Origin of the sequence: Streptomyces sp. NPDC099050 (genome assembly GCF_044759865.1) — a bacterium.
In the GTDB taxonomy this organism is placed as follows: domain Bacteria; phylum Actinomycetota; class Actinomycetes; order Streptomycetales; family Streptomycetaceae; genus Streptomyces.
Window position 1 is genome coordinate 1 of the sequence record NZ_JBIWAE010000026.1, and the last position, 25,922, is coordinate 25,922.

At 72.0% G+C, this 25,922-nt stretch carries 18 protein-coding genes and 1 pseudogene; 11 read left to right on the forward strand and 8 right to left on the reverse strand.

Going from position 1 to position 25,922, the window contains the following annotated elements; translation table 11 throughout:
• Positions 1-167: 167 nt before the first annotated feature.
• Together ACIQV3_RS33050 and ACIQV3_RS33055 are read right to left on the reverse strand one after the other, a co-directional pair.
• Complete coding sequence (locus tag ACIQV3_RS33050; protein WP_403718850.1) at positions 168-989, reverse strand: hypothetical protein; 822 nt, start codon at positions 987-989, stop codon at positions 168-170.
• Positions 990-1,069: 80 nt separating this feature from the next.
• Positions 1,070-2,764, reverse strand: coding sequence for an MFS transporter (locus ACIQV3_RS33055; protein ID WP_403718853.1), 1,695 nt, complete (start codon positions 2,762-2,764; stop codon positions 1,070-1,072).
• Between the two features lie 365 nt (positions 2,765-3,129).
• Between ACIQV3_RS33055 and ACIQV3_RS33060 the strand changes: the two genes are divergently transcribed.
• Positions 3,130-3,906, forward strand: a complete 777-nt coding sequence (locus ACIQV3_RS33060) for an ABC transporter ATP-binding protein (protein ID WP_403718857.1) — start codon at positions 3,130-3,132, stop codon at positions 3,904-3,906.
• Positions 3,903-6,476 (forward strand): ABC transporter permease, encoded by a 2,574-nt coding sequence (locus ACIQV3_RS33065; RefSeq protein WP_403718858.1) that lies wholly within the window; start codon positions 3,903-3,905, stop codon positions 6,474-6,476. The genes ACIQV3_RS33060 and ACIQV3_RS33065 overlap by 4 nt, the downstream gene beginning before the upstream one ends.
• A 70-nt stretch (positions 6,477-6,546) precedes the next feature.
• Here ACIQV3_RS33065 and ACIQV3_RS33070 read toward each other — a convergent pair whose 3' ends face one another.
• Positions 6,547-6,915: a type II toxin-antitoxin system VapC family toxin gene (locus ACIQV3_RS33070; RefSeq protein ID WP_403718860.1), complete on the reverse strand. Its 369-nt coding sequence runs from the start codon at positions 6,913-6,915 to the stop codon at positions 6,547-6,549.
• Complete coding sequence (locus tag ACIQV3_RS33075; protein ID WP_403718863.1) at positions 6,912-7,157, reverse strand: type II toxin-antitoxin system Phd/YefM family antitoxin; 246 nt, start codon at positions 7,155-7,157, stop codon at positions 6,912-6,914. Before ACIQV3_RS33075 ends, ACIQV3_RS33070 begins: the two co-directional genes overlap by 4 nt.
• Positions 7,158-7,386: 229 nt before the next feature.
• Between ACIQV3_RS33075 and mfd the strand changes: the two genes are divergently transcribed.
• Positions 7,387-10,947 (forward strand): transcription-repair coupling factor, encoded by a 3,561-nt coding sequence (mfd, locus tag ACIQV3_RS33080; RefSeq protein ID WP_403718866.1) that lies wholly within the window; start codon positions 7,387-7,389, stop codon positions 10,945-10,947.
• A 156-nt stretch (positions 10,948-11,103) separates the two neighbouring features.
• On the opposite strand, the gene ACIQV3_RS33085 is transcribed toward mfd, so the two are convergent.
• Entirely contained in the window at positions 11,104-11,265 is a 162-nt protein-coding gene (locus ACIQV3_RS33085; RefSeq protein WP_327253092.1) for an Rv0909 family putative TA system antitoxin, read from the reverse strand.
• Between the two features lie 276 nt (positions 11,266-11,541).
• Positions 11,542-12,246: a hypothetical protein gene (locus ACIQV3_RS33090; protein WP_403718869.1), complete on the reverse strand. Its 705-nt coding sequence runs from the start codon at positions 12,244-12,246 to the stop codon at positions 11,542-11,544.
• Between the two features lie 144 nt (positions 12,247-12,390).
• On the opposite strand from ACIQV3_RS33090, the gene ACIQV3_RS33095 reads away from it, so the two are divergent.
• The 3 genes from ACIQV3_RS33095 to ACIQV3_RS33105 all read left to right on the forward strand — a co-directional run bounded on the left by ACIQV3_RS33095 (position 12,391) and on the right by ACIQV3_RS33105 (position 16,885).
• On the forward strand, positions 12,391-14,547 hold the full coding sequence (locus ACIQV3_RS33095) for an N-6 DNA methylase (protein ID WP_403718872.1): 2,157 nt from the start codon (positions 12,391-12,393) through the stop codon (positions 14,545-14,547).
• 161 nt (positions 14,548-14,708) lie between these two features.
• Entirely contained in the window at positions 14,709-15,380 is a 672-nt protein-coding gene (locus ACIQV3_RS33100) for a hypothetical protein (RefSeq protein ID WP_403718876.1), read from the forward strand.
• Positions 15,377-16,885, forward strand: a complete 1,509-nt coding sequence (locus ACIQV3_RS33105) for a protein kinase (protein ID WP_403718879.1) — start codon at positions 15,377-15,379, stop codon at positions 16,883-16,885. Before ACIQV3_RS33100 ends, ACIQV3_RS33105 begins: the two co-directional genes overlap by 4 nt.
• Before the next feature lie 22 nt (positions 16,886-16,907).
• Here the strand turns inward: ACIQV3_RS33105 and ACIQV3_RS33110 are convergent, their stop codons facing one another.
• Positions 16,908-19,337, reverse strand: coding sequence for a YfhO family protein (locus tag ACIQV3_RS33110; protein WP_403718882.1), 2,430 nt, complete (start codon positions 19,335-19,337; stop codon positions 16,908-16,910).
• A 176-nt stretch (positions 19,338-19,513) separates the two neighbouring features.
• Here ACIQV3_RS33110 and ACIQV3_RS33115 point away from each other — a divergent pair, with 176 nt between their 5' ends.
• The gene (locus ACIQV3_RS33115; protein WP_403718885.1) at positions 19,514-20,134 is read left to right on the forward strand and encodes a SurA N-terminal domain-containing protein; all 621 of its coding nucleotides are present in this window, start codon (positions 19,514-19,516) and stop codon (positions 20,132-20,134) included.
• A 30-nt stretch (positions 20,135-20,164) separates the two neighbouring features.
• Entirely contained in the window at positions 20,165-21,154 is a 990-nt protein-coding gene (locus ACIQV3_RS33120) for a nucleoside triphosphate pyrophosphohydrolase (protein WP_403718886.1), read from the forward strand.
• A 32-nt stretch (positions 21,155-21,186) separates the two neighbouring features.
• Here ACIQV3_RS33120 and ACIQV3_RS33125 read toward each other — a convergent pair whose 3' ends face one another.
• Entirely contained in the window at positions 21,187-22,371 is a 1,185-nt protein-coding gene (locus ACIQV3_RS33125; protein WP_403718889.1) for a globin domain-containing protein, read from the reverse strand.
• Between the two features lie 148 nt (positions 22,372-22,519).
• On the opposite strand from ACIQV3_RS33125, the gene ACIQV3_RS33130 reads away from it, so the two are divergent.
• The 3 genes and pseudogenes from ACIQV3_RS33130 to ACIQV3_RS33140 form a co-directional block, all read left to right on the forward strand.
• Positions 22,520-23,884 carry a cytochrome P450 gene (locus tag ACIQV3_RS33130; RefSeq protein WP_403718892.1) on the forward strand — a complete coding sequence of 455 codons (1,365 nt, stop codon included), beginning with the start codon at positions 22,520-22,522 and terminating at the stop codon, positions 23,882-23,884.
• Between the two features lie 182 nt (positions 23,885-24,066).
• Positions 24,067-25,749, forward strand: coding sequence for a recombinase family protein (locus tag ACIQV3_RS33135; RefSeq protein WP_403718895.1), 1,683 nt, complete (start codon positions 24,067-24,069; stop codon positions 25,747-25,749).
• A pseudogene (locus ACIQV3_RS33140) lies at positions 25,734-25,877 on the forward strand (cytochrome P450); the annotation flags it as partial. The gene ACIQV3_RS33135 and the pseudogene ACIQV3_RS33140, both read left to right, overlap by 16 nt.
• Positions 25,878-25,922: the final 45 nt, after the last annotated feature.

Sequence of the window (25,922 nt, forward strand, 5' to 3'; positions counted from 1 at the left end):
TCCGGGCGCAGCCCGGTACCCCTCCCAGCCGGTCCGGCGTTTGAGGACCGGGGTCCGGGCGGAGCCCGGGGAACGGTGGAAGGGCGGGTAGGGGAGCTTCGCCCCGCGCAGCGGCAAGGGGCGCGGTGGGGCTTCGGTCCGTGCAGGGTGTTGCGGCGGAGGTTGGGTCAGGCCGGCTGGTCGGCCGGGGGGTCGTGGGGGAACGGGTCGCTGCGGAGGCCGTGGGTGGTGACCGCCACCGTGAAGGCGGGGGGCGCCGATGGGGGGAGGGGGGCCGACAGGGACCCCTTGGGGGTGACGGTGGTGGGGAGGGGCGTGCCGTCCAGTTCGATCCGGGGATTGTCCCCGAAGCCGCCGCCCTCGACCGTCAGCAGGCCGTCCGTGACGGAGACGCCGGTGATCACCGGATTGCCCCGCACTGCCAACTTGTTCAGGAGATAGGCGCCGGCCGGCGCCCCCGTCAGCGCCCACATGTCGGAGGGCAGCTTCGGCAGCCCGCCGCCCACGTCCGACAGGAAGAACGTGATGACGTAGAGCATCGTGACCGCGCTCAGGGCCACGTACTGCAGGTCGACGAGGTCGGTCCGGCCGCCGTCGTTCGAGATCAGGTCGTGGAGCGGGCGCCGCTCCGTGCCCTTGGGTGCCGGTTTGGCCAGGGAGCCCCGCTCCACCCGCATGCCGACCACCGCCTTCGCCGCGATGAGGGCGGCGTACGGGCCCCCGAGCAGCGGGAGGTAGACGGTCGTCAGGGCGGAGAGGGGGCCTTCGGGGCCCTGGAACCAGTCGATGCCGCCGCCCGCGGTGAGTCCGTAGCCGAGGGTGGCCAGGAGCAGCCAGAGCAGGATCACGGTCCAGGCCAGGGCGAGCGTGGTCGAGGTGGAGAGGCGGCCGTCGCGGCCGGTGACGAAGCCGGGGTGGCGGATCAGGCGCAGGGTGACCGGGCCCGCCAGGGCGGCGAATAAGGCGAGTGCGAAGAGCGCGGACGTCATGTGTGGTCCCCCCGGAGTGCGGCGTCTCCGAAGAGGGTTACCGGTTCAGTCCGGGCATGACAAGTCGCCCTCGGCCCCCCTCAGCCCTCCCGCTGTTCCGGCAGGACCGGGAACCGCCGCGGCGCCACCAGCAGCAGCACCAGCGCCGACGCGGCCGCCGCCAGGGTCGCGCCGAGGAAGATGTGGTCCCCGGCGGCGGCCACCGCCCGGCGCAGGTACTCGGCGGCCTCGGGGGCGAGGAGGTCGGGGTGGGTCAGGGCCTTGGAGACCTCGTCCAGGTTCGAGGGGAGACCGGCCACCGGGGCCTGCGCCAGCCGGCCGGCGATGGTGGCGTTGGCCACGGCCCCCAGCAGCGCCGCTCCGACGCTCTGCCCGACGTTGCGGCAGAACAGCACCGAGGCCGTGGTGGTTCCGCGCTCCTCCCAGCCCACCGTGGACTGGACCCCGACGATCAGCGGGAGCTGGAAGAGGCCGAGGGCCCCGCCCAGCAGCAGCATGATCAGAACGGGCTGCCAGACCGGCGGGGGATAGGGGAGCAGGGTGAAGGCGCCGAGGACGGCGGCGGCCAGGGCGACCCCGGTGGCGGCGGTGTTGCGGAAGCCGATGCGCCGGTAGACGTGCTGGGCGAGGGCGGCGCTGATCGGCCAGCTCAGGGTCATCGCGGAGGTGACCAGGCCGGCGCCGGTCGGGCCGAGGCCCAGTACGGTCTGGGCGTACGTCGGCATGAACACCATCGGGGCGACCATCAGCAGGCCGAGCCCGGCCATGGCCAGGTTGACGGCGGCGATGGTGCGCCGGCGCCACACCCAGCCGGGCAGGATGGGCTGCTCGGCCCGGCGTTCGATCCAGACGACGAGCGCGCCCAGCGCGGCGCTCGCTCCCAGCAGGCCCAGCGAGGGCACCGACAGCCAGGGCCAGGCGACTCCGCCCTGCACCAGCGCGAAGAGCAGCAGCCCCCCGCAGACGAAGACGGCGACGGCTCCCTGCCAGTCGACCGGGCCGGTGCGGCCGGGGGGCCGGGTGGGCTCGACCAGGTGGCGGCTGATGATCAGCAGGGCGGCGGCGGCAAGCGGCAGGTTGAGCAGGAAGATCCAGCGCCAGTCGGTGTACGTGGCGATCAGCCCGCCGAGCGCGGGGCCGGCCAGTGCCGAGGTGGCCCAGACCGCGGACATCCGGGCCTGGATGCGCGGCCGTTCCTTGAGCGGGTAGAGATCGGCGGCCAGGGTCTGGACGGTGCCTTGCAGGGCGCCGCCGCCCAGGCCCTGGAGGATCCGGAAGGCGATGAGGGCGGCCATGTTCCAGGCGGCCGCGCACAGCAGCGAGCCGAGCAGGAAGAGGCTGATGCCGAGGAGCAGGACGGGCTTGCGGCCGTAGGTGTCGGAGAGCTTGCCGTAGAGGGGCAGGGTGACCGTTCCGGCCAGGACGTAGCCCGAGAAGATCCAGGAGAAGACGGCGAAGCCGCCGAGGTCGCCGACGATCTGCGGGACGGCGGTGGCGACGATGGCGGCGTCGAGGGCGACGAGGCTCATGGTCAGCATCAGGGCGGCGACGACGGCGGTACGGGGCCGCCCGGGCGGGGACTCCGCCCCCGGAGCCGGAGCCGGAGCCGGAGCCGGAGCCGGAGCCGGAGCCGGATCCGTCGCGGCGCCCGTCTTGGCACCTGTTTTGGCACCCGCCTCGTAGGAGGGACGGCTTCCGGGTGCGGCGGGGGCGCCCCCGGGTATGCCTCCGGCATTTTCGCCGGTGCTCGCGCCCGTGCTCTCCCCTGAGCCCATGGAAAACCCTTTCCCCCGTGCGTACCTGCGCGGACACCATCTCACTGCGGCATGACGGGGCGGTATCCCCTCAGGGCGCCTCGTCCCCATGGGCGAGATCCCCTAGGGGTTGGTCCTCACAAGGATCCAGGGGCGCTTCGTCCCAGGGGAGGAGGAGGAAAGGGCGCGGAGGTCCTTAACTGGTTTCTACAGGGCGGGAGTCCGGGGGGTAGGGCTAGCACCCCTATGGATACGGCGATTGGCACCAGCGCGCCGCGGAACCCCGCCCAGCAGACTTCGAATGAAGCGCGGCACAGCGCGCGAGTGACATCGAACCGACGACCGTACGCATCAGAAGAACGAGGGGAAACACCGTGACAACGGCTATGACCGAAACCAGGCACGGGGGTACTGGAGGGCATGAGGCCGTCGCGGCGCGGGCGCGGAAGGTCGTCAAGGCCTACGGCTCCGGCGAGACGCGGGTGGTTGCCCTCGACGCGGTGGACGTGGACATCCACCGCGGCCAGTTCACCGCGATCATGGGGCCCTCGGGCTCCGGCAAGTCCACGCTGATGCACTGCCTGGCCGGTCTGGACACGGTGACGAGCGGCCAGATCTTCCTGGACGACACCGAGATCACCGGGCTGAAGGACAAGAAGCTCACGCAGCTGCGCCGGGACCGGATCGGCTTCATCTTCCAGGCCTTCAACCTGCTGCCGACGCTCAACGCCCTGGAGAACATCACGCTCCCCATGGACATCGCCGGCCGCAAGGCCGACGCGGAGTGGCTGAACCGGGTCGTGGAGACCGTGGGCCTGGCGGGCCGCCTCAAGCACCGTCCGACCGAGCTCTCCGGCGGCCAGCAGCAGCGCGTGGCGGTCGCCCGCGCCCTGGCCTCCCGGCCCCAGATCATCTTCGGCGACGAGCCGACCGGAAACCTCGACTCCCGGGCCGGCGCGGAAGTCCTGGGCTTCCTGCGCCGTTCGGTGAACGAGCTGGGCCAGACCATCGTCATGGTCACCCACGACCCCGTCGCCGCCTCCTACGCGGACCGCGTCATCTTCCTCGCCGACGGCCGGATCGTGGACGAGATGCACCGGCCCACCGCCGACCAGGTCCTGGACCGCATGAAGGACTTCGACGCGCGTGGGCGGACGTCATGACCGTCATGAAGACCGCGCGGCGCAATTTCTTCGCGCACAAGGGGCGCATGGCGCTCTCCGCCGTGGCCGTCCTGCTGTCCGTCGCCTTCGTCTGCGGGACGCTGGTGTTCACGGACACCATGAACACGACCTTCGACAAGCTGTTCGCGGTCACCAACTCCAATGTCACGGTCACCCCGAAGGAGGCCGAGAACAGCGGGGAGACCCCCGACACCGGCAAGCCGCAGGCGCTGCCCGCCTCCGTCGTCGGGCAGGTGGGGAAGGCCGAGGGCGTGAAGTCCGTCGAGGGCGGCGTCTCCTCGATGGCGGTCACCGTCGTCAACTCCAAGAACGAGAACCTCGGCTCGACCACCGGAGCCCCGACCTTCGCGGGCAACTGGACCGAGAACGAACTGAAGTCGATGAAGATCATCGAGGGGCAGGCCCCGCGCGGCCCCACCGACGTGATGATCGACGGCGACACCGCGAAGAAGCACCACCTGAAGCTCGGTGACGACATCCGCACCATCGCCGTCACCGGCGACGTCCGCTCCAAGATCACCGGCATCGCCGCCTTCACCGTGACCAACCCGGGTGCGACCGTCGTCTACTTCGACACCGCCACCGCGCAGCAGAAGCTGCTCGGCGCCCCGGACGCCTTCACCCACCTGAACGTCACCGCCAAGGACGGGGTGAGCGACGCGCAGCTCAAGGCGAACGTCGCCGCCGCCCTCGGCGCCGACACCTACAAGTTGCAGACCGCGAAGGAAGCCGCGGACGCGAACAAGAAGAGCATGGACTTCCTCGGCATCATGAAGTGGGTGATGCTCGGCTTCGCCGCGATCGCCTTCCTCGTCGGGATCTTCCTGATCTTCAACACCTTCTCGATGCTGGTCGCCCAGCGCACCCGTGAGATCGGCCTGATGCGGGCCATCGGCGCCGACAGCGGCCAGGTGCTCAAGTCGGTGGTCATCGAGGCCCTGCTGCTCGGCGTGGTCGGCTCGATCCTCGGCGTCGCCGCCGGCGTCGGCCTGGCCGTCGGCCTGATGCAGCTCATGAGCCAGATGGGCATGAGCCTGTCCACCGAGGACCTGACCATCGCCTGGACCACGCCGGTCATCGGCATCGTCCTCGGTGTCGTCGTCACCGTCGTCTCCGCCTTCATACCGGCCCGCCGGGCCGGCAAGGTCTCCCCGATGGCGGCCCTGCGCGAGTCCGGCACCCCCGGTGACAAGAAGGCCGGCCGGATCCGCGCCGCCCTGGGCCTGGGCCTCACCGGCATCGGTGCCGCGGGCCTGTACCTCGCCGGGACCGCCGACACCGCCGGCACCGGAGCGCAGTGGCTGGGGCTGGGCGTCCTGTTCACCCTCATCGGCTTCATCGTGATCGGCCCGCTCCTCGCGGGCGTCGTGGTCCGGGCACTGTCCGCCCCGGTGCTGCGGCCCTTCGGCTCCATAGGCCGCCTCGCCGAGCGCAACGCGCTGCGCAACCCGCGCCGCACCGGCGCCACCGCCGCCGCGCTGATGATCGGCCTCGCGCTGGTCGCCTGCCTGTCGGTGGTCGGTTCCTCGATGGTGGCCTCGGCCACCGACGAGCTCGACAAGTCGGTCGGCGCGGACTTCATGGTGCAGTCCATGACGGGCCAGCCGGTCGTACCACAGGCCGAGGAGGCACTGCGGGCCACGCAGGGCCTGGACCACGTCACGGCCTACCGGGAGGTGGACGCCAAGATCACCACCCCCGACGGCACCACCGAGATCTACGGCCTCGGAGCCACGGACCCCACGTACGCGAAGGACATCCGCCGCAAGATGATCGCCGGCGAGCACGCGGCGGCGTACAAGCCGGGCTCGATGTCGGTGGGCTCCGAATTCGCCACCAAGCACCAGGTGAAGCTCGGTGACGAGCTGACGGTCGCCTTCACCGGCGGCAAGACCACCAAGCTCAAGGTCGCGGCGATCACCAGCGACGAGGGCAACCTCGACAAGGGCATGAAGTACATCAGCACCGCCGTCGCCGAGGCGAACCTGCCCGCCGACAAGATGCCCAGGCCCTTCATGCTGCTGGCCACCGCGAAGGACGGCCAGGACGCCGCCGCGTACAAGGCGGTCAAGGCTGATCTGGCCGAGTACCCGCAGTACCAGGTGCTCAACCAGACCGACTACAAGCAGGCACTGAAGGACCAGGTCGGCCAGTTGCTGAACGTGGTCTACGCCCTCCTCGCCCTCGCGATCATCGTCGCGGTCCTGGGCGTGGTGAACACCCTGGCCCTCTCGGTGGTCGAGCGGACCCGCGAGATCGGCCTGATGCGCGCCATCGGCCTCTCCCGCCGCCAGCTGCGCCGCATGATCCGCCTGGAGTCGGTGGTCATCGCCCTCTTCGGCGCCCTGCTCGGCCTCGGCCTGGGCATGGGCTGGGGCGCCACCGCCCACCAGCTCCTCGCACTGGAGGGCATGAAGATCCTCGAGATCCCGTGGCCCACCATCCTCGGCGTGTTCGCCGGCTCCGCCCTGGTCGGCCTGCTGGCCGCCCTGGTCCCGGCCTTCCGGGCGGGCCGGATGAACGTCCTGAACGCGATCGCCAGCGAGTAGTCGCCGGTCGGTCGTTCGGGGGAGCCCCGGCCCCGCCTCACCCTTTCGGGTGGGGCGGGGCCGGGGTCGTTCACACGCTCATGACGGGCACGTCGTAGAGCGGGATGTGCTTGTCCCGGGTGACGAGGGTGAGGCCCTCGGCCTGGGCCTGGGCGATCAGTATCCGGTCGAAGGGGTCCTTGTGGTGGGCGGGCAGCCGCCCCGCCCGGACGCCGTGTTCCGCGGTGATCGGCAGGGGGAGGAACTGCGTATCCCGCGCGCGCACCGCCAGGTCTTCCGGACTGTTCAGCTTTCCCGTGGCCTGCTTCACGGAGATCTCCCACGGGGTCACGGCGCTCATGTAGACGTACCGCTCGTGGGCCAGGAGATCCCGTGTTTCGTCGGACAGCTCGCCCCCCAGCCACCACAGGACGACGTGCGTGTCGAGCAGAATGCTCATGCGTCGGCCCCGAAGGCCTCGGCGAACCCGTCGGGGAGGTCGTCGAAGTCGTCGGCGATCTCCACCAGGCCGCGCAGCGCGCCGTAGTCTGTCCGCCGGACCTTCCCCGCGAGCGGGATCACCTTGGCGACCGGCTCGCCGGCCTTGCTGATGATCACCTCTTCGCCGGTGGCGACGGTCTCCAGGATCTTGGAGAAGTTCGTCTTCGCCTCGTGGACGTTGTACTGCCGGGCCGCTTCCATCGCGCACTCCAGGGCATGGGGCAGGGGTGGACTAACTGTCGGGCTAAGCGTAATCAGGTCGGCCCAGTCCGCGCCAGTTCCATCACCCCCACGGGGGACCCGGATCCCACGCGCGGGTGTCGGAGCCGCGTCGTAGGGTGGGATCCCCCGGCCCGTTCGACGTGTCGGGCCCTTCGCGTTGCCGCCTCGCGGGGACGTGCCGCACCTCACCGGACGGAAAGCCGCCTTCATGAGCCTGCACGGACTGCTCGACGCCGTCACCCGGGATCCCGCACTCGCCGAGGCGGTCACCGCGGCCGGCGACGGCAACCGCATGCACGTGGACCTCGTCGGCCCGGCCGCCGCGCGGCCCTTCGCCATCGCCGCGCTGGCCACCCGCACCCAGCGGACCGTGCTCGCGGTCACCGCCACCGGACGGGAGGCGGAGGACCTGGCCGCCGCGCTGCGTTCCCTGCTGCCCCCCGACGAGGTGGCGGAGTACCCCTCCTGGGAGACGCTGCCGCACGAACGGCTGAGCCCGCGCAGCGACACCGTGGGCCGCCGGATCGCCGTACTGCGCCGCCTCGCGCACCCGAGCAAGGACGACCCCGCCACCGGCCCGGTCTCCGTGGTCGTCGCGCCGATCCGCTCCGTGCTCCAGCCGCAGGTCAAGGGGCTCGGGGACCTGGTCCCGGTGAGCCTGCGCCAGGGCGAGAGCGTGGACCTCGGCGCGGTGACGGGGGCACTCGCCGCAGCCGCGTACGCCCGCGTGGAACTCGTCGAGAAGCGCGGCGAGTTCGCGGTGCGCGGCGGCATCCTCGACGTGTTCCCGCCCACCGAGGAGCACCCGCTGCGCGTGGAGTTCTGGGGCGACGAGGTCGAGGAGATCCGCTACTTCAAGGTCGCCGACCAGCGCTCCCTGGAGATCGCCGAGCACGGCCTGTGGGCCCCGCCCTGCCGCGAACTGCTGCTGACCGACGAGGTGCGCGGGCGCGCCGCGGCCCTCGCCGAACTCCACCCCGAGCTGGGCGAACTGCTCCACAAGATCGCCGAAGGCATCGCCGTCGAGGGCATGGAGTCCCTGGCGCCGGTCCTGGTCGACGACATGGAGCTGCTGATCGACGTCCTGCCGGCCGGGTCGATGGCCGTCGTGTGCGATCCGGAGCGGGTGCGGACGCGGGCCTCGGACCTGGTGGCGACCTCGCAGGAGTTCCTGATGGCCTCCTGGGCCGCCACCGCCGGCGGTGGCGAGGCCCCCATCGACGTGGGCGCGGCCTCGCTCCGCGGGATCGCCGACGTACGGGAGCACGCGCGCGAGCTCGGCATGATGTGGTGGTCGGTGTCCCCGTTCGCCGCCGACGAGACGTTGACGTATGCCGCTGACGCGGCGGGGGCGATCGGCCGCGACACCCTCTCCCTCGGCATGCACGCCCCCGAGGCCTACCGCGGCGACACCGCCCGCGCGCTCGCCGACACCAAGGCCTGGCTCGCCGACGGCTGGCGCACCGTCTTCCTGACCGAGGGCCACGGCCCGGCCGCCCGTACCGTCGAAGTGCTCGGCGGTGAGGGCATCGCGGCCCGCCTGGAGGCGGACGTCACCGAGCTGGAGCCCTCGCTGGTCCACGTCTCGTGCGGCTCCCTCGACAACGGCTTCGTCGACCCGGTCCTCAAACTCGCCGTCCTCACCGAGACCGACCTGACCGGTCAGCGCACCGCCAGCAAGGACCTCGGCCGGATGCCGACCCGGCGCCGCAAGACGATCGACCCCCTCACCCTGGAGGTCGGCGACTACATCGTCCACGAGCAGCACGGCGTCGGCCGCTACATCGAGATGGTGCAGCGCACCGTGCAGGGCGCCACCCGCGAGTACCTGCTCGTCGAGTACGCGCCGGCCAAGCGCGGCCAGCCCGGCGACCGCCTCTACATCCCCACCGACCAGCTGGAGCAGGTCACCAAGTACGTCGGCGGCGAGGCCCCGACCCTGCACCGGCTCGGCGGCGCCGACTGGACCAAGACCAAGGCGCGCGCGAAGAAGGCGGTCAAGGAGATCGCCGCCGACCTCATCAAGCTCTACAGCGCCCGCATGGCGGCCCCCGGCCACACCTTCGGCCCCGACACCCCCTGGCAGCGCGAGCTGGAGGACGCCTTCCCGTACGCGGAGACCCCCGACCAGCTCACCACCATCGCCGAGGTCAAGGAGGACATGGAGAAGTCGGTTCCCATGGACCGCCTGATCTGCGGGGACGTCGGCTACGGAAAGACCGAGATCGCGGTCCGCGCCGCCTTCAAGGCGGTCCAGGACGGCAAGCAGGTCGCCGTCCTCGTCCCGACCACGCTGCTGGTGCAGCAGCACTTCGGCACCTTCTCCGAGCGGTACGCGCAGTTCCCGGTCAAGGTGAAGGCGCTGTCCCGCTTCCAGAGCGACACCGAGTCCAAGGTGACGCTGGAGGGCCTGCGCGAGGGCTCCGTCGACATCGTCATCGGCACGCACCGGCTGTTCTCGCAGGAGACCAAGTTCAAGGACCTGGGCCTGGTCATCGTCGACGAGGAGCAGCGGTTCGGCGTCGAGCACAAGGAGCAGCTGAAGAAGCTGCGCGCCAACGTGGACGTGCTGACGATGTCCGCGACCCCCATCCCGCGCACCCTGGAGATGGCGGTCACCGGCATCCGCGAGATGTCCACGATCACCACCCCGCCCGAGGAGCGCCACCCGGTCCTGACCTTCGTCGGCCCCTACGAGGAGAAGCAGATCGGCGCCGCGATCCGCCGCGAGCTGCTCCGCGAGGGCCAGTGCTTCTACATCCACAACCGGGTCGAATCCATCGACCGGGCGGCCGCCAAACTGCGCGAGATCGTGCCCGAGGCGCGCATCGCGACGGCGCACGGCCAGATGTCCGAACAGGCCCTGGAACAGGTCGTGGTGGACTTCTGGGAGAAGAAGTTCGACGTCCTCGTCTCCACGACGATCGTCGAGTCCGGCATCGACATCTCCAACGCCAACACCCTCATCGTGGAGCGCGGCGACAACTTCGGCCTCTCCCAGCTGCACCAGTTGCGCGGCCGCGTGGGCCGTGGCCGCGAGCGCGGATACGCGTACTTCCTCTACCCGCCGGAGAAGCCGCTGACCGAGACCGCGCACGAGCGGCTCGCGACGATCGCCCAGCACACCGAGATGGGCGCCGGCATGTACGTGGCGATGAAGGACCTGGAGATCCGCGGCGCGGGCAACCTGCTCGGCGGCGAGCAGTCTGGCCACATCGCGGGCGTCGGCTTCGACCTCTACATCCGGATGGTCGGCGAGGCCGTGGCCGACTACCGGTCGGCCGTCGACGGAGCGGTCGAGGAGGAGCCGCCGCTGGAGGTCAAGATCGAGCTGCCGGTCGACGCGCACGTCCCGCACGACTACGCGCCGGGCGAGCGGCTGCGCCTCCAGGCGTACCGGTCCATCGCGGCGGCCAACTCCGAGGAGGACGTCAAGGCGGTCCGCGAGGAGCTCACCGACCGCTACGGCAAACTGCCGGAGCCGGTGGAGAACCTGCTGCTGGTGGCCGGACTGCGGATGCTCGCCCGCGCCTGCGGGGTCGGCGACATCACCCTCCAGGGCCCCAACATCCGCTTCGGGCCCGTGGAGTTGCGCGAATCGCAAGAGCTGCGGCTGAAGCGGCTCTACCCGGGTTCGGTGATCAAGCCGGCCGCCTCGCAGGTGCTGGTGCCGCGGCCGAAGACCGCCCGGGTGGGCGGGAAGCCGCTGGTCGGACGGGAACTGCTGGGCTGGACCGGGGAGTTCCTCGCCACGATCCTCGGTTCGTAGGCGCGGCGCCCCCGGGCGCGGCGCCCGTAGGTATGGCGCCCGTAGGTATGGCGCCCGTAGGTATGGCGCCCGTAGGTACGGCGCCCGTAGGTACGGCGACGGCCGCGGCGGGGACCTTCCGGTCCCGGTTCGCGGCCGATCGCGTTCCCGCGGAGGCTACTTGTTCGGGTCGTCGTCGATGCCGAGCTTCTCTTCCATCTGCTGCTGGGCCTTGTCGATCTGGTCGGCGTACTTGTTGCCGGTCTTCTCGTTGGCCTCTTGTTCGAGGTTGTCGGAGATGTCCTTGCCCTTGTCCTTGAACCTGTCGAAAATCCCCATGCTCGGGCTCCTTCCGTGATCCCGTTTGCGACGCTACGCCCGTTTGGGGTGGTTCGCCTTCCGGGGGGTCGGAACGTCCCGTAAAGGCAGGAACCCTTTCCTGCCGCCGTGCTTCTCCCGTGTCTTCTCGGCGGTGAAGCCGAGGTCTTCGATGGTTCCCCCTGGGTCGGGTCCTGGGCCGCCGCCGTTCGGGCCGGGCCCTGGACCACCCCCTGCATCAGGTCATGGGCCGCCCTTTGGGCCGGGCCCGGACCACTTCCCGCCTCAGGCCTTTGGTCAGCTCTTCTTCCAGTCCTGGCAGTCGACCGTCGTGAAGAAGCCGTCCCCGGCGGCGATCGTCACGACGGCCTGGCCCTCGGGGTTCTCGTTGGCGATGACCGTGTCGAGGCTGCCGGTCGCGTCCTTGGTGCGCTCCCAGTAGCAGCCGCTGCCGTCCTCGGTGGAGCCCGCGGACTTGTAGGTGCCCGGCGCGATGTCGACGCCGACCTTGAGCATGCCGCCCTTGCCGGAGATCTCGGCCTTCGGCGTGCCCTTGGCCTTCGGGTCCACGAGCTCCCAGCCCTTGCAGCCCTCGGTCTTGAAGATCTTGTCGGTGGCGCCGATGGCCACGTACGAGAGGCCCACGACGTTGGCGTTGTCGAAGATCGACTCCGGCTCGCCCTTGGAGTCCTTGGCGCGCTCCCAGTAGCAGTTGTCGTCGGCCTTGTTGCCCGCCGAGCGGTAGAGGCCGGGCTGGACGTCGGAGCCGACCTGGAAGGTGCCGCTGCCCTTGATGGCCGACTTCGCCTTGCCCGCGTCGGGGGCCGGGGCGCTGCTCTTCGCCGCCGGCTTCGAGGCGGCCGCGTCGGCGCCCTTGTCGGCGGGGGTGTCGGCGCCGCCGCATGCGGTGAGCGTCACGAGGGCGACGGCCGCGCCGCATCCCGCCAGGACCTTGGTGCGGGCGGCGCGGGCGATCCAACTGGTGCGCGTGGTCTGGGACATGTGTGTGGCTCCTGCCTGATCTGACGGCCTGTTCGGTGGGATCATCACAACAGAGCCTGTGAACCGAGTCAACGAGTTTCTGGGAGATTGTTAAATTCACACTGTGAAGGAGTCTCTCCGCTCTGCGGCTGTATGCTCGCGCACATGCCGGAGCAGAAGCCCCCCACCGAGGCCCCAGCCGCCCCCCGCGTCACCGCCCCCGAAGCCCCCGCCGAAGCCCCCGCCGAAGCGACCCCCGAAGCCGCCCCCGAAGTCACCGCCGCCGACATCGCCCGCCTCGCGGGAGTCGGCCGCGCCGCCGTGAGCAACTGGCGCCGCAGGCACACCGACTTCCCCCGCCCCGTCGGCGGCACCGAGACCAGCCCCTCCTTCGCGCTGGCCGAGGTCACCGACTGGCTCCGGGCCCAGGGCAAGCTGGCCGAGGTGCCGCTGCGCGAGCGCGTCTGGCAGTACGTCGCCGCCCACCCCGGCGGCTCCGTGGCCGCGCTCGTCAAGGCCGGGAGCGCGCTGCTCCTCGTACGCGACCGGCCCAGGGAGTGGCTGGAGGCCGCGGCCGTCTCCGACGAGCGGATGGCCACCCTGCTGGCGCCCGCCCTGGACCGGGTGCTCGCCCTGCGGTTCGGGCCCGTGCACCCGCTCGGAGCCACCGCCCCCCTGGCGCCCGCCTCCGTGCCCCTCCTGCGGGCCGCCGCCGAACTCGCCGCCGAACTCGGCACCAAGGGCGCCTTCGAGTTCCTGCTCGGCCGCCACCTCGAAGCCAACCCCCGCCAGTACACGCTCACTCCGGACGGCCTCGCCACCCTCATGGCCGCCCTCGCCGGGCCGTCGCCCAAGACCGTCCTGGACCCCGCCTGCGGCACCGGCACCCTGCTGCGGGCCGTCCCCGGGGCCATCACCCGCTACGCGCAGGACAGCTCGCCCGAACTCGCCTCCCTCGCCGCCCTGCGCCTCGCCCTCCAGTCGGACGCCCCGGTCCGCGCGGCCGCCGCCGACAGCCTGCGCGCCGACGCCTTCGCGCGCCCCGCCGCCGAACCGGTCGACGCCGTTCTCTGCCACCCGCCGTTCAACGAACGCAACTGGGGCCACGAGGAGCTGGCCTACGACCCGCGCTGGGAGTACGGGCTGCCCGCCCGCGCGGAATCCGAACTCGCCTGGGTCCAGCACGCCCTGGCCCACCTGCGCGAGGGCGGCACCGCCGTCCTGCTCATGCCGCCCGCCGCCGCCGCCCGCCGCTCCGGCCGCCGCATCCGCGCCGACCTGCTGCGCCGGGGCGCGCTGCGAGCCGTCGTGGCCCTCCCGGCCGGCGCCGCGCCGCCGTACGGGATCCCGCTGCACCTGTGGGTGCTGCGCAGGCCCGCCCCGCACGCCGCGGCCCCCTCCGGGCTGCTCCTCGTGGACACGGCCGCGCTCGCCGACGGTCCCGGACCGGGTCCGGGGCGGGCCGGGTGGGCCGCCGTGCACGGTGCGGTGGAGGAGGCCTGGACGGCGTACGAGCGCGGCGGCCCGGCCCCGGACGTCCCGGACCTCCCGGGCGTGCGCCGCGTGGTGCCCGTCGTGGAGCTGCTCGACGACGACGTGGACCTGACCCCGGCCCGCCACCTGCCGCCGCCCGCCGCGGGCGGCGGCGTGGCCGAGCTGACCGCCGTACGGGACCGGTTGGACTCGACGCTGACCCGCGCGGCCCGGCTCACCCCGCCGGCCCCGCCCGCCGCCTCCCCGGACGGTCCCGCCGCCGCGCCGGCCAGGCTGCCGCTGACCACCGTCGGCGAACTCGCCCGCGCCGGAGCCCTGCTCCTGTACACGGGCACCGGCGGCGGGGCGGGCCGGGCCCCCGTCCTGACCGAGTACGACGTGAGCGCCGGCACCGGCCCCTCCGGCACGCCGGCCGACGCCGCGGAGCAGCCGCTGCTGACCGCGCCCGGTGATGTGGTCGTCCCCCTCACCGGTGGCGCCGGCGTGGCCCGCGTGGTCGACGCGGCCACCGCCGGGGCCGCGCTCGGCCGGGGCCTACAGCTGCTGCGGCCCGACCCGGCCGCGCTGGACCCCTGGTTCCTGGCCGGCTTCCTGCGCGCCACCGCCAACAACCGGCGCGCCAGCAGCCACGCCTCCACCACGACCCGGCTCGACGTGCGCCGCCTCGAACTGCCCCGGCTGCCGCGGACCGAGCAGGAGGTCTACGGGGCGCGGTTCCGGGCGCTGGCCGAGTTCGAGGACGCCCTGAGGCTGGCCGCCCGGCTCGGGGAGCAGCTCGTACAAGGGCTGTACGACGGGCTGTCGGACGGCACGGTCCGGCCGGAATGACCCACCCGGCCGGGGCGACCGACCGCCCGGGGCTGCGACCGTACAACGGTTGAGCGCATCCCCTCACTCCCGGCCGGGAACGCTGTATACGCTCTGACCCGGAATCCCCCGCAGTTCTTCGTCCTTCCGCCCTTTCTCCGCACGGCCCGTCAGGAGCAGCGATGCACGGCCCAGGCACTCCGCCGCCCCACGGTCACCAGCCCAGCACCGGGGGCGTGGTGGCCCTGCGCGTGCTGTTCGCGCTGCTGCCCATCCTGAGCTGCGGGTTCCTCGCCTGGGGGACGATGCTGCGGCTCGCGCTGGTCACCCGCAAGTCCCGGGACTGGTGGCTGCTCGGGGTCTCCTGCGCGGTCGAGGTCGGGTCGCTGGCGCTGATCGGCGCGGACCCGACCGCCGACGCCAGCGGCTGGCAGGGCAACGCGGGGGCCTTCGGCACGCTGCTGAACGGCCTCGTGGTGTGCATCTACTACCTCGTGGCCGAGATCAGGCACTTCGAGGCGCTCAAGTCCGGCCCCGCCGCGGCCGGCTGGTACCCGCCGCCCGCCTCCTCCTACGTACCGCCCCAGCAGCAGGCCGGGCCCGCCTACGGCTACCCGCCGGCGGCCCAGCCCGCCCCGCAGCGGCACCAGCAGCAGCACCAGTCGCAGCACCAGCAGCCGCAGCACCAGTCGCAGCACCAGCAGCCCCACCAGACCGCCCCGCAGCAGACCCCCGAGTCCGCACCCTCCCCGACCCCGCCCCCGCGCATCGGGCAGGTCCGCGCCGAACTCGACGAGCTCAGCGAGCTCCTGCGCCGTCAGCAGCCGCCCCGCGACGAGGACCCCCGCCCGTGACGGACCGGCTCATCGGCGACCGCTACCAGCTCGCCACCATCCTGGGCCAGGGCGGCATGGGCCAGGTCTGGACGGCCTACGACCGGCGCCTGGACCGCCGCGTCGCGGTCAAACTGCTGCGCCCCGACAAGGTGGCCGGCCCCGGCTCCGTGGCCGAGGAGCTGCGCCGCCGCTTCGTGCGCGAATGCCGGGTCACGGCCCAGGTCGACCACCCCGGACTGGTCACCGTCCACGACGCGGGCAGCGACGGCGACGAGCTGTACCTCGTCATGGGGTACGTGGAGGGCGCCGACCTCGCCGACCACCTCGCCGAGCACGACCCCTACCCGTGGCCCTGGGCGGTCTCGGTGATCGCGCAGCTGTGCTCGGTGCTGTCGGCCGTGCACGCGGTGCCGATCGTCCACCGGGACCTGAAGCCGCGCAACGTCATGGTCCGACCCGACGGGACCGTGCTGGTCCTGGACCTCGGTGTCGCCTCCGTGATGGACACCGACACCACCCGCCTCACCAGCACCGGCTCGCCCATCGGCAGCCCCGCGTACATGGCCCCCGAGCAGGCCATGGGCGGAGCCGTGGGCCCGCACACCGACCTCTACGCGCTCGGCGTGGTCCTGTACGAGCTGCTCTCCGGCAACGTCCCCTTCGCCGGCTCCACGGCGCTCGGGGTGCTCCACCGGCACCTGTACGAACCCCCGCTGCCGGTCCGCCAGTTGCGCCCCGAGGTACCGCAGCAGCTGGAAGCCCTGCTGCTGAAGCTGCTGGCCAAGGACCCGCAGGACCGGCCCGCCTCCGCGCAGGCGGTGTACGCGGCCCTCGCGCCGCTGCTGCCCCACCACGGCTCGGGCGCCCCGACAGGCCCCCTCGACCCGACCCGCCCCTTCCTGCGCCCGCAGGCCCCCTGGCCCGACCGCGCCACCGTGATCCCGCCCCGGCCCGCCACCCCGCCCCCGCCGCCGAGGCCGGACGTCCCGGCGGCCGTGGAGGAGGCCAAGAAGCTCCTCGACCAGGGCAGGCTCACCCAGGCCGTGGACATCCTCGGCGGCATCCTCCCGGCGGCGGCCGAGCAGCACGGCGCACACTCGCCCGTGGTCCGCTCCCTGCGCAAGCAGTACGCGGCCACCCTGATGGACGACGGCCAGTACCGCCGCGCCCTGCCCGAACTGCGGCGGCTCGCGGAGGAGTTCCCGGCCGGCGACCCGCAGGCCCTGCGCTTCCGCTACGACGCGGCCCAGTGCCTGGAGCAGCTCGGCGAACCGGCGGCCGCCCTCGCCGAGTACCGCGCGCTGCTGCCGCTCTTCGAGAACCACTACGCGAACCCGGACCCGGGCCTCCCGCTGGAGGTCCGCCGCCGGATAGCGCACCTGCTGCTCTCCCTCGGCGACCGCCCGGCGGCCCACGACACCCTGGCCCGCCTCCTCTTCGACGCGGAACGCCTGCACGGCCCGAACCACCCCTTCACCGAGGAGGTCCGCCGCACCCTGCACTGGCTGGGTCAGGTCCGCTGACCTACCGGCCGGGTCGGCTGACCTACCGACCGGGTCGGCTGACCACCGGACGGGTCCGCTGATCGACCGGACGGGTCCGCTGACCGACCGGCCGGGTCGGCTGACGTACTGGCCGGGTCCGCCGCCGCAGGCCCAGCAGGACCGCCAGGACCAGCAGGGCCCCGGCCGCCACGGCCGCGCCCGGGACGAGGCCCGGCGGGCGGAAGGTACAGGTGAGGCTGGTGGTGCGGCCGTCCAGCGGGATCGCGACCAGGCCCAGCCGGGCCGAGGCCGGGCGCCCGTCGCAGCTCCAGCCCGCGATCGCGGGGACGGAGAGCACCGCCGTGCCCGTGCTGCCCGGCGGGAGCACCGCGTGGACGCCCGAGGAGCCGACCCGTACGGACACCGCCGCCGTGGCCCGCAGCCGGGCGACCGCCGCGGTCAGCAGGGAGCGGTCCAGGCAGGACAGCTGCCGGTGCGCCGGCGCCGCCCCCTCGAAGAGCAGCACCGAGGCCCGGCCGTGCGAGGGCCCCAGGGGCTGCAGGGCCGCCCTGTTGCGCGGCGGGTTGGCGTTCAGCCGGAAGGCCGGCCCGTCCGCGAGGCGGGCCGTCCCGTTGTACTCCGGGGCCCACAGGAAGGCCTCGGTCCCCGCCCGGCAGACCCCGGGGGAGAGCGGATCCTCGTACACCCGCGCACCCAGCAGGAGCTCCTGGTTGGCGAAGGGCGAGGCCCCGTACGCCGGTTCCGGTCCCTCCGGGCGGACCGTGACCAGCGGCGGCACCTCCGCCCGCGCGACCGTGCCGTCGGGCCGCAGCCGGGCGCCGACGGAGAACACGGCGTCCGTCACCGGGTTGTCGAGGCTCTGCACGTTGCGGCCGCGCGAGGTCCAGCCCGCCCCGAGGGCCACCATGGTCCGCGTGAACAGGTCCGGGGTGTGGCTGCTGTAGTACGCGCCGCCCTCCCCGCCCAGCAGCATCGGGTCGTTGCCGGTCAGCGCCGGCCGCCCGGCGTCCGTGCGGTACGCGGGCCAGCCCTCGGCGCCCTTCAGGGCATCGGCCCGCGCGGTGTGCGCCGCGCCCCACACCGGGTAGTCGTCCAGGCCCGCCAGCTTGCCCCGCTGCCCGTGGGCGGTGGTCGCCGCCGCCTGGGCCAGCAGCACCAGCGCCAGCACGGCCGCCGCCGGCAGGACCAGGCGCCGGTGGCGCAGCGCCCACCAGGCGGCCCCCGCCAGGACCAGGCCGCCGCCGAAGAGGGCGAGGCCCCAGGGGGTCGCCAGCCCGCTCCCGCTCGCCCCGAGCAGGACGCCCCCCAGCACCCCGGCGCCGCCCGCCAGCGCCCACGGCCCGGGCGGGCCGGCCGACAGCCCCGCCCAGGCGGCCATCGCCACGATCCCGGCCAGCACGAAGGTCTGCCGGTACGGGCTGCCGTTGGGCGTCGCGAAGAGGTGCCAGGCCAGGTGCGTCGGCATCCACTGGAAGGACAGCAGCACCAGCAGGACGAGCCCCGTCCACACCAGCCGCTCCCGCCCGGCCACGGCCCGGTGGAAGGGCAGGGCCGCCGCGAGCAGCAGGGCCCCGGTGCCGATGAACAGGGCGGGGGAGGAGAAGGAGTAGGTGGCGGGCAGCAGCCGGGCCAGCAGGTCCTCGGCCGGCACCGGGACGAAGGGCTTGAACCACCCCGGGTAGGCCTGCTTCGAGCTGAGGAAGAGGGGCACGAGCACCGGAGCCGACAGGGCGACGCCCAGCACGGTGGTCAGCGCCGCCCGCGCGAGGACCCGTAGCCGGTCCTTCACGCCCTCCCGGGTGAGGAGCAGCCGGACCAGAAGCACCAGGACCGCGCCCAGCGTCGCCATGTAGGCGGTGTAGAAGTTCGCCGTCCAGCAGAGCGCCACCACCACGACGGCCGCCACGGGCCGGCGCGCGCGCAGCGCCCACTCACCCGTCAGACACAGGAGCGGAAAGGCGATCAGCCCGTCCATCCACATCGGGTTGTACGAGGCCTCGATCACCGACCAGCCGCACAGCGCGTACGAGGCCCCGAGCAGCCCCGCCGCCCACGCCGGCCCGCGCCGCTGGGTGCGCAGCAGCCAGGCCATCGCCGCCGCCGCGGCCGCCGCCTTGAGCACGGTGACCACGTACACCGCGAGGTCGATGTCCTGGCGCGGGAACAGCCCCACCAGCACCGCGAACGGGCTGGTCAGATAGGTCCCGAAATCGGGCAGGAAGCTGCTCCCGTACCCGGACTGCCAGTTCAGCAGCAGTCCGCCCGCGGCGCGCCCGTGCAGCAGGTCCCACAGGTGCGCGTGGAACGGCACGAACTGATTGCCGAGGTCGTTGATGCTGCGATGGCGCGGCCCGTACGGGAAGACGCGCGCCACGGCGTCCCCGGCGACCACGGCCACCACCGTGACCAGGGCGGCGAGCGCCGAACCGAACAGGGACGGGCGGCGCGGGGAGCGGTGCGGTGTCGACATGGTGGGCCGACCGTGGCACTCCCGGTGGGCCGAAGGGTGGCCATTGAGGGACGCGAACCCCAACACCCCCGGAATCGTTGGTCGAACCAGTGGCTCTGATCACCCCGACTGCATAACATCGATCACCGCACGGCCCTTGTGCACCGAAGCACAATCTCCCGGCCCTGGAGGCTCCTTTGCACCGTCGCACAGCGCTCTCCGTTTCCGCCGCCCTGCTCCTGGCGGCCCCTCTGCTGTCCGCGTGCTCGGGCGAAGCCCGCCCCGGCACCGCGGCCGTGATCGGCGGCGAACGGATCACCACCTCCGCGCTCCAGGCCCAGGTGAACGACGTCCGCACCGCACAGAACAGCTCCGAACACGCGGCCGAGCTCATCGCGGCCGTCCCGCAGCTCGACCGGGTCAAGCTCAGCACGATGCTGCAGAGCCGGATCCTCGACCGGATGGCGAAGGACGCCGGGATCGCCGTCACCCCCAAGGAGCTCCAGGACGCCCGCAAGGCGTACGACGAGGGCAACCGCGGGGCCGCGGCCTTCGAGGAGGCGATCCTGCAGAAGGCCGCCGTCGCCCCCGACCAGATCGAGCGCTGGGTCCGCGACCAGGTGCTCTTCGAGAAGCTGAACGCCAAGTACGGCGAGGGCAAGCTCGCCGAGCCCGCCGCGAAGGCCGCGGCGGAGCTCGGCATCGAGGTCAACCCGCGCTACGGCGTCTGGGACGCCCAGCGCGTCACCCTCGGCGAGCACTCGACCCCGTGGATCACCCAGGTCACCCGTCCCGAGCAGCCCCCGGCCGGCGCCTAGGCCCTCGCCCGGGGGAGGTAGGTTCGGAGGGTGACTGACGACGTGTCCTCCGAGCCCACCGGCCGCATCGTGCTGCTGACCACCAGCCACCGGGTGGCCCCCGGCATGCTGTCCTGGCCCGCCTGGCAGACCCTGCACGCCGCGGACCGGGTGCTGTGCGCCGACCCGGGCCACGTCCAGCTCCCCTACCTGCGCGAAGCCGGCGTCGACGTCGCCCTGGAGGCACCCGACGCCCAGGCGCTGATCGAGGAGTGCGCCGGCGGGCACACCGTCGTCGTCCTGCTCAGCGGCGAGGGCGACCGGCGGCTCACCGACGGGCTGGCCCGCTTCGCCGGCTCGGGCCGGGTCGCCGTCCCGGACCTGGAGCTGCTGCCGGGCTCGTACGACCTGCCCGGCGCACGCCTGCTCGACCTCGTCCAGGTCATGGACCGGGTCCGGCGCGAATGCCCCTGGACCTCGGAGCAGACCCACCGGGGACTGGCGAAGTACGCCATCGAGGAGGCCTACGAGCTGGTCGAGGCCATCGAGGCCGGGGACCGCGAGGAACTGCGCGAGGAGCTCGGGGACGTCCTGCTCCAGGTGGTCTTCCACGCACGCATCGCTGAGGAGGGCGGTCCGGACGAAGAGGACGAGCCGTTCTCCATCGACGACGTGGCCGGGTCCCTCGTCGAGAAGCTGATCCACCGGCACCCGCACGTCTTCGGCGACGCGACGGCGCGGACCCCGCAGGACGTCAACGCGCACTGGCAGCGCACCAAGCAGGAGGAGAAGCAGCGGGACTCGGTGACCGACGGGATCCCGCTCGGCCAGCCCGGTCTCGCGCTCGCGGCCAAACTGGCGGGCCGCGCCCGTGCGGGGGCGGTGCCCGTGGAACTGCCCCGCGGCGAGGGCGTCGGGTACGAACTGCTGGAACTGGCGGCGCGCGCCGAGGCGGCGGGGACCGACCCCGAGACCGCGCTGCGCGCGGCGGCCCGGACCTACCGGGACGCGATCCGTACGGCCGAGGGCGTCGGCGAGTAGCCCTCAGCGGCGGGAGCCACCCCGCGACGGTGTCAGTACTCCCGGGGAGCGCGGCCGGACGGGTTGTGCCAGTGCGGGTCGGGGCGGTTCAGGAACCACTCGCCGAAGCCCATCGGGCGGCTTCCGTCCTCCTGGCTCCTGCCACTGGCGGGCACGGAGTCGTGGAAGATCCGGTCGGGGCGCGCGCCGAGCCCCTCCAGGAGGTACGAGGTCTCCCGGATGAACTGCGGCGGACCGCTCAGGTAGACGTCCTGGTCGGGCCAGAGCCCGCGGTTGCTGAGCGCGGTCGCCAGCCGGTCGGTGGCCTGGTTGCGGTGCCGGCCGGGGGCGGGGGTGATGTAGGTGACGCTCAGCCAGCCCAGGGAGTCGGCGTACGCGTCGATGAGCGGGCGGTCGTAGAGGTGCGGGGCGTCCCGTGCGACCACGAAGAGCCGCACGTCCTGATCGGGAGGGTGTTCCGCCAGGTCCTCCAGCATCGCGCGGACCGGGGCCCAGCCGGTGCCGGCGGCTATGAAGCTGACCGGGCGGTCCTCGCGGCGGAAGGTCATCTGCCCGCCGGCCGCGCCGAGCCGCAGCAGGTCCCCGGGCCGGGTCTCACGGATCAGGGCGGTGCTGAGGCGGCCGCCCTCGATCCGGCTGACGTGCAGGTCGAGCGTGCCGTCGGCGCGGGGCGCGTTGCCCAGGGAGTACGTGCGCCAGGTCGTCGGCACCCGGTCGCTGCTCACGCTCGCGTACTGGCCGGGGAGATGGGGGAAGTGCGCGTGCGGGCGGAGGGTCAGGACGCCGATGTCCTCCCCGTACAGCAGGTGGCGTACGACTTCCGCGTCCCACCAGGGCGGGTCCTCGCTGTCGGCGGCGCCGGCCATCATCGCTTCCGCGATCACCTGGTACGCCTCTGACCAGGCCTTCTCCGCCTGGGGGTGCCAGGCGGACCCGGAGGCCTCGGCGAGCGCGGCGATGAGGCTGGTGCCCACGGCCGCGTAGTGCTCGGGCCCCGCGAGGAACTTGCGGTGGTCGCGGCCGAGGTCGCGTAGATAGGGGACGAGCGTCTCGTTCTCCAGGTGGGCGATCACATGGGTGAGCGCGGCGAAGAGCCGGTCCCTTTGCCGTTCCATGTCTTCGGGGGAGGCCGGGAAGAGATCACGGACTCCGGGGTTGTGCCAGAAGAGGTGGGAGTAGAAGAACTTGACCGCGTGCTCGGCCCGTCTCTCCACCACCGCGAAGCTGCTTTTCAAGATCCTCACATCCACAAAACCGAAAGTAGGAACGCCGGGGAACGTGAGGTCAAGCCAGAGCCGATCTACGGACAGCCGCGATAAATAGCCCATATGGGGTGACGGGCGGCGGGCGGGATACGGTCTCCGGGTGCACGAGCAGACCCCCGCAGCCCCCGAAGAGCCCGCCGCCGACCAGTCCGTGGACGGACCCGCGCCCCTCTCCACCCCAGCCTCCACCCCAGTCTCCGCCTCGGTCTCCGCCTCACCTCCGACCCTGTTCGACTGGGAGTTCGCGACCGACCCGTACCCGGCGTACGCCTGGCTGCGCGAGCACGCCCCCGTGCACCGCACCACGCTCCCCAGCGGGGTCGAGGCCTGGCTCGTCACCCGGTACGCCGACGCCCGCCAGGCCCTCGCCGACCAGCGGCTCAGCAAGAACCCGGCCCACCACGAGGGCTCCGCACACGCCAAGGGCCGCACCGGGATCCCCGGGGAGCGCAAGGCGGAGCTGATGACCCACCTCCTCAACATCGACCCGCCGGACCACACCCGGCTGCGCCGGCTGGTGTCGAAGGCGTTCACCCCGCGCAGGGTCGCCGAGTTCATCCCGCGGGTGCAGGAACTGACCGACCACCTCATCGACCAGTTCTGCGAGAAGGGCGAAGCGGACCTCATCCACGAGTTCGCCTTCCCGCTCCCCATCTACGCCATCTGCGAGATGCTCGGCGTACCGCGAGAAGACCAGGACGACTTCCGCGACTGGGCGGGCATGATGATCCGGCATGCGGGTGGACCGCGCGGCGGCGTGGCTCGCGCGGTCAAGCAGATCCGCAGCTACCTCGTCGAACTGATCCGCCGCAAGCGCGACGACCTGGGCGACGACCTGATCTCCGGGCTGATCCGGGCGAGCGATCACGGCGAGCACCTCACCGAGAACGAGGCCGCCGCCATGTGCTTCGTGCTGCTTTTCGCCGGTTTTGAGACGACGATCAACCTCATCGGCAACGGAACCTACGCCCTGCTCCAGAACCCGGACCAGCGTGAACGTCTCCAGGCCTCCCTCGCTGCGGGAGAGACCGACCTGCTGGAAACCGGCATCGAAGAGCTGTTGCGCTACGACGGCCCCGTAGAAATGGCCACTTGGCGCTACGCGACGGAGCCGCTGACTCTCGGTGGCCAGGACATCCCGGTCGGAGACCCCGTCCTCGTCGTCCTCGCTGCTGCCGACCGCGACCCGGAGCGGTTTGACGAGCCGGACACGCTCGACCTCGCCAGGAGCGACAACCAGCATCTCGGGTACGGCCACGGCATCCACTACTGCGTGGGAGCCCCGCTGGCCCGCCTGGAAGGGCAAACAGCCCTCGCTGAGCTGCTGACCCGGCTGCCCGACCTGGAACTCGCCGTAGACCCGTCAGAACTGCGCTGGCGCGGTGGGCTCATCATGCGCGGCCTGCGCACCCTGCCGGTCCGCTTCACGCCCAGCCCTGCCCCGCAAACGCGGAAGGCTCTCTGACCGGCTCTTGCCGAGGCGGTGGTCGGCAGCGGCCCGGCGGGCATTGCGGCCCCGGGCGGGCGAAGCACCCGTTTTCCCCACGGGCACCTTCCGCGGCCCCTACGCTTTGGAAACGCCAAGACCCCGGAGCGTCCCGCTAAGAAGGCTCCAGGGTCTGACTTGCCAGTCGGGAAGGACTGACCGTGCGTGATTCAACCCTGCCCAAGAAGAGCAAAGCAAGTGGAGTCGGGGCCGGCAAGGCCAGGAACGGTGCCCTCCAGGTCGTCATCTACCTCCGGGTGTCGACGAAGGCGCAGATCATAAGGTCCGGACTCAAGCAGCAGGAGAAGGACTGCCGGTCGTGGCTCGAGAGCCGTCTGCGAGACACCCCCTACGAGATCGTGGGCGTCTTCGCGGACGACGGTGTCTCCGGAAAGCTCGATCAGCGTGAGGACAAGGCGCTCATCGAAGGTCTCGTCCGGGCCGGGAAGGTCGACCTGGCCATCGCGCAGAAGCTGGACCGGTACGGCCGTACTGCCCGGATCATCAGTGACTGGGTCCGGGAGATGGTCGACAAGGGCACCCGCGTAGTCACCTCGGACGGCCGGATCGACTCGGACGACGAGAACGAGTTCCAAGCCGCCATGCCGACACTGGCGCACCTCGCCGAGCTGGAACACGAGCTGATCTTCTCAAGGACCTGGAGCGGCAGGGAATGGAAGCTGCAGGCGGGTGGCTGGGCAGGTGGCCCACCGCCGTACGGCTTCGAGTTGTTGAACAAGGGACGGAGCGGATCGACCATCGTTCTGTGTGGGGAGGAGGTCCAGACTCTGGGGATGGCGGCGCACTGCCTGATCGATCTTGGGCTCAACTACACCGAGACCTGCGCACGCCTCAACGAAAACAACAGGTTCACCCGTAGCGGGCGTCCCTGGACGGTCGCCAACCTCATCAAGCGTCTCGGCAGTGAACCTGTCCTCGACCTCTGCGTCACCTACCGGCAGGAAGGCGGCAAGACAGCGGTTGGTGAGGACGGAAAGCGCAAGTACGGAGATGCCGTCAAGATCCCCATGCCGGAGGCCTTCGACGCGCCACGTCGCGCGCAGCTCCGTTCCGCCATGGAGGGACTCAGCCTCCCGTTTCGTCGTGAGAACTTCCTGTACCCCCTCTCCACGCGGATCAAGGGCAACTGCGGTGAGGTCTACACCGGCGGAGGGGGTCGAGGCCGTGAGGCGCGCCTGTACCGCTGCAAGGGGAACGCCCGAGGATGTGACGACGTATTCCTGAACGCAGACGAGGTCGAGAGCGAGGTCTGGGCCCAGCTCACCGAGTTCCTCGGTGAGGAGTGCTCCCAGGAGCGGCTTCTCGGTGCGCGGCTGCGCCCGGAGCCTCCCGGCTTGGAAGAGGAGGCGGAGCTGTTCAGCCTGTTCGACATCCAGGTCGAGGCGGAGAACCACCGCTTCAAGAAGAAGGCCGGTACACGCTGTCCGGTGACGCAATGGCATGTGGCCGCGAATCGGGACGTACCGGCTGATGTGACGGAGGAGGAGTGGGCCGGTGTGCGGAGCATCCTGGAGGCGATCTACCCGCCCGCTTCGTTCACCAAGACCAGGATCGACCTGCGGTTGGCGCTGAACGGCATGCTGCACCGGCTGCGTACGGGGATCACCTGGAAGGAGATCCCCGTCAAGTTCGGGTCGGCGCAGCGCATCCGTGAGCGGCAGCTGTCCTGGTGGCAGCGAGGGGCCTGGCCGCTGCTGGTGACGTGGCTGAACGAGCAGCGTGCGGGGACGCCCGTGTACGTCCGCCCGACCATTCCGCCGCTGCGAGTAACGGTGCGTGGCGCGGAGACAAAGCGGCTGCTCGCCCCCTCGCGACGCTGCTGACGCGGCTGCCCGATCTGGAACTGGCCGTGGACCCCGGGGAGCTGCGCTGGCGGGGTGGGCTCATCATGCGGGGGCTGCGGACGCTGCCGGTCCGCTTCCGTGCCGAATCGAGCGCCCAAAACACCTGAAAACGGCCTGACCTGAAGTCAGTTCACTGCCCAAACTTGTGACAG